Below are 3,039 nucleotides of genomic sequence, written 5' to 3'. Positions count from 1 at the left end.
CGGCCCTCGGCGTCGGTCCGTCCGAGCGCCTCGGCGTGGGCGGGCTCGCCCTAGCCGGTGTGACGGCGAAGGACCTCGCCGGCCTGGCCGACACACGTCACCGTCTACACGGCACCGACCTCGTCATCGCGAGTGACGTGGACTCGCCGCTGCTCGGGCTCAAGGGAGCGAGCGCCGTCTTCGCCGAGCAGAAGGGCGCGTCGCCCGAGCAGGCGCAGGCTCTCGAGAACGCCCTCAGCCATTTCGCGAGTGTCGTCGCTCGGGTGAGTCCACCGACAAAGGACCTGCTCACGGGCACGCCCAGGAGGCCGGAGCGTGAACCCGGCGCGGGGGCGGCGGGTGGTCTCGGCTACGCCCTGCACCTGCTCGGCGGGCACCGGATCGCAGGTATCGAGGCCGTGCTCGAGGCGGTCGGCTTCGCGGACCGCGTCGCACGTGCCGACCTCGTGCTCACGGGTGAGGGCTCCCTGGACTGGCAGTCGCTCCACGGCAAGGTCGTCGTCGGGGTCGCAACTGCAGCCGCGCACGGCGGGGTGCCGGTCATCGCCACTCCCGGGCGGTCGGAGCTGGGACGGCGCGACGCCATGTCGGCCGGCCTGTCCGGCGTGTATCCGGTCGTCGACCGGCCCGTCGGGCTCGAGGACTCCCTTGCCGATCCGGCCGGGACGCTCGCCGCACGAGTCGCCCGAGTGGCTCGCACGTGGTCGCCGCGCCGCGAATGACCTCGCCGATGCGGGCATCCGGCGACGCGCGACGTATCCTTGGGACATCGGGAACACTTCCGACTCCGCTTGGGTTGTCACTCGAGACCCATGCTCCATGACGTGAAGGACTGCACATGAGTGTCGACACGAACGCTTCCGCCACCGAGGCCACCCCGGCCCAGACCGAGGCTCCCGCCCACGGTGTCCTCCTCACCGACGTGGCGACCACGAAGGTCAAGAGCCTGCTGGAGCAGGAGGGTCGCGACGATCTGCGCCTGCGCGTGGGTGTCCAGCCGGGTGGGTGCTCGGGCCTGATCTACCAGCTCTACTTCGACGAGCGGACGCTCGACGGTGACCTGGTCCGTGACTTTGACGGTGTGGAGGTCGTCGTCGACCGGATGAGCTCGCCCTACCTCGAGGGCGCGACGATCGACTTCGCCGACACGATCGAGAAGCAGGGCTTCACGATCGACAACCCCAACGCGGGCAGCAGCTGCGCCTGCGGCGACTCCTTCAGCTGAGTCCAGCCGAGTTCACGACGAAGGGCCCCACCGCAGTGGGGCCCTTCGTCATCTCTGCCGTATGCCGCTGAGCCGGCTGCCGCTCCAACGGCGCCGCAGGCGGGCGGCTGCGTCAGAAGCCGTAGTCTCCGAGGCCCTGGATGAGTGCAGCGGCGTCGTCGGGCACGTCGATGTCCACGTGGCCGGAGGGGGATCCGGCAGCGGCGAACCTGGGAAGGTGGATGGCCCGCGAGTCGTCGACGAGCTCGGAGAGGCTGCCCGAGTCCAGACCGTCGCGCGGAGTGGGGAACTCTGTCATCGGGGTGCTCATGTCGGCCACGGTAGGCCGGCTCGGGACCGGGGGACAGGCCTACCGCGAGGTAGGTGACATGAGGTTCCTCACCTCTGGCTCACCCGGCGTCACGGGGCGGGAAGCCGGCCACGAGCGGAGTGTCGAAGGGCAGCACGCCCAGCTTGGCGGCGCCGCCCGGGGAGCCGAGCGGCTCACTCTGTCCCTGCATGGTCTCCTCGAAGAAGTCGGTGTTGTCCTGCAGGTAGGGCTGCAGCTCATCCGGAAGGTCATCCTCGTAGTAGATCGCCTCGACGGGACACACCGGCTCGCAGGCGCCGCAGTCCACGCATTCGTCGGGGTGGATGTAGAGCGATCGCTGGCCCTCGTAGATGCAGTCGACGGGACACTCCTCGACACAGGCGCGGTCCTTGACGTCGATGCAGGGGCTGCCGATCACATAGGTCATGAGCCCTCCTCGGCTCTTGATGTTTTCACAAGGAAGTTGTAAAAACACTGTAGACCGATGAATCGGGGAGGAGAAGAGCCGGTGGCGACGGAGCTGCAGAACACGCGGATCAACGGGATGACGGTGTGGGGCGACTTCACCTGCCCCTGGAGCCACCTCGCGTGGCGGCGCACCGAGGCGCTCGCCGACGACGGGGTCGCAATCGACTGGCGTACCACCGAGCACGATCCCTGGCACCAGCTGAGTCGGACCGAGCTGAGCGACCGCTTCCAGGCGCTCCAGGCCGAGGTGGCGCAGGTGCTCACCCACCTGCTGCCGGGCGAACCGCTGCCCTACGCCCTCAAGGGACACGTGCCGTTCACGGGCGCGGCGACCTCGGCCTATGCGGAGGCCTATGCCGCTGATGTCGCGCGTCCGGTCCGGCGGAGGCTCTTCGAGGCCTTCTGGGAGAACGGAGTCGATCTCGACGACGCGCGAGTCCTGCGGACGCTTCTCGCCGACGACCTGCTCAAGGGCTCGTCGACCTCCGAGCCGGTCTGGCGCTGGGGCCTCGCGTGCGACGTCACCGGTGGACCCATCTCCAATGCGGCGTGGCACCTCATCAGGGACTGGCGCTCGCAGTGGCAGGAGCTCGGGGGCACGGTCCCGACGCTCGTCGTCGACGGACAGGCCATCGTCGGCGTGGACGCAGTGGACTGGCTCGGCACGCAGCTGCAGGAGCGGGAACTCGACGCATGGGACGATCGAGAGCGTGAGCATTCCGCCGCCTGACCGGGCCGAGGAGGCGCACCGGTTCGGGCCCTCGCGGAGCCGGGTCCTCGCCGTGCTCCAGGACCTGGGCGCCCCGGCGACCGCGGCAGAGGTCGCCGGCCGTCTCGGAGCACACCCGAACACCGCCAGGTTCCACCTCGAGGCCCTGGTGGCTGTCGGCGTCGTGTCGCGTGAGCGCGAGGAGCGGACGACGCCAGGCCGGCCGCGGACGCACTACGTCGCCGAGGTCGCTGCGCCGCGGGCGACACAACGCAGCTACCGGCTGCTCGCGGACATCCTCGCGACCCACCTGGCCAGCAGTGCGGT

Annotated in this window: 6 protein-coding genes; 4 read left to right on the top strand and 2 right to left on the bottom strand. The window is 69.8% G+C overall.

The window, feature by feature from the left end:
* A partial coding sequence (locus VIR15_RS01025) for a glycerate kinase (RefSeq protein ID WP_331925609.1) occupies positions 1-722 on the top strand: 722 nt, incomplete at its 5' end.
* 116 nt (positions 723-838) lie between these two features.
* Positions 839-1,225, top strand: coding sequence for a HesB/IscA family protein (locus VIR15_RS01020; protein ID WP_331925608.1), 387 nt, complete (start codon positions 839-841; stop codon positions 1,223-1,225).
* A gap of 112 nt (positions 1,226-1,337) precedes the next feature.
* Here the strand turns inward: VIR15_RS01020 and VIR15_RS01015 are convergent, their stop codons facing one another.
* Both VIR15_RS01015 and fdxA read right to left on the bottom strand, forming a co-directional pair.
* Complete coding sequence (locus VIR15_RS01015; protein WP_331925607.1) at positions 1,338-1,535, bottom strand: hypothetical protein; 198 nt, start codon at positions 1,533-1,535, stop codon at positions 1,338-1,340.
* A gap of 79 nt (positions 1,536-1,614) precedes the next feature.
* Entirely contained in the window at positions 1,615-1,962 is a 348-nt protein-coding gene (gene fdxA / locus VIR15_RS01010) for a ferredoxin (RefSeq protein ID WP_331925606.1), read from the bottom strand.
* 57 nt (positions 1,963-2,019) lie between these two features.
* Here fdxA and VIR15_RS01005 point away from each other — a divergent pair, with 57 nt between their 5' ends.
* Both VIR15_RS01005 and VIR15_RS01000 read left to right on the top strand, forming a co-directional pair.
* Entirely contained in the window at positions 2,020-2,733 is a 714-nt protein-coding gene (locus VIR15_RS01005; RefSeq protein ID WP_331925605.1) for a DsbA family oxidoreductase, read from the top strand.
* A partial coding sequence (locus VIR15_RS01000) for a helix-turn-helix domain-containing protein (protein ID WP_331925604.1) occupies positions 2,714-3,039 on the top strand: 326 nt, incomplete at its 3' end. The genes VIR15_RS01005 and VIR15_RS01000, both read left to right, overlap by 20 nt.

Source organism: Intrasporangium sp. (assembly GCF_036566125.1).
In the GTDB taxonomy this organism is placed as follows: domain Bacteria; phylum Actinomycetota; class Actinomycetes; order Actinomycetales; family Dermatophilaceae; genus Intrasporangium.
This window is presented reverse-complemented; position numbering and strand designations above follow the sequence as displayed.

Bases quoted from the DNA above. Each gene is read 5' to 3' on its own strand.
- VIR15_RS01020 (WP_331925608.1), top strand. From the start codon at position 839: ATGAGTGTCGACACGAACGCTTCCGCCACCGAGGCCACCCCGGCCCAG.
- VIR15_RS01015 (WP_331925607.1), bottom strand. From the start codon at position 1,535: ATGAGCACCCCGATGACAGAGTTCCCCACTCCGCGCGACGGTCTGGAC.
- fdxA (WP_331925606.1), bottom strand. From the start codon at position 1,962: ATGACCTATGTGATCGGCAGCCCCTGCATCGACGTCAAGGACCGCGCC.
- VIR15_RS01005 (WP_331925605.1), top strand. From the start codon at position 2,020: ATGAATCGGGGAGGAGAAGAGCCGGTGGCGACGGAGCTGCAGAACACG.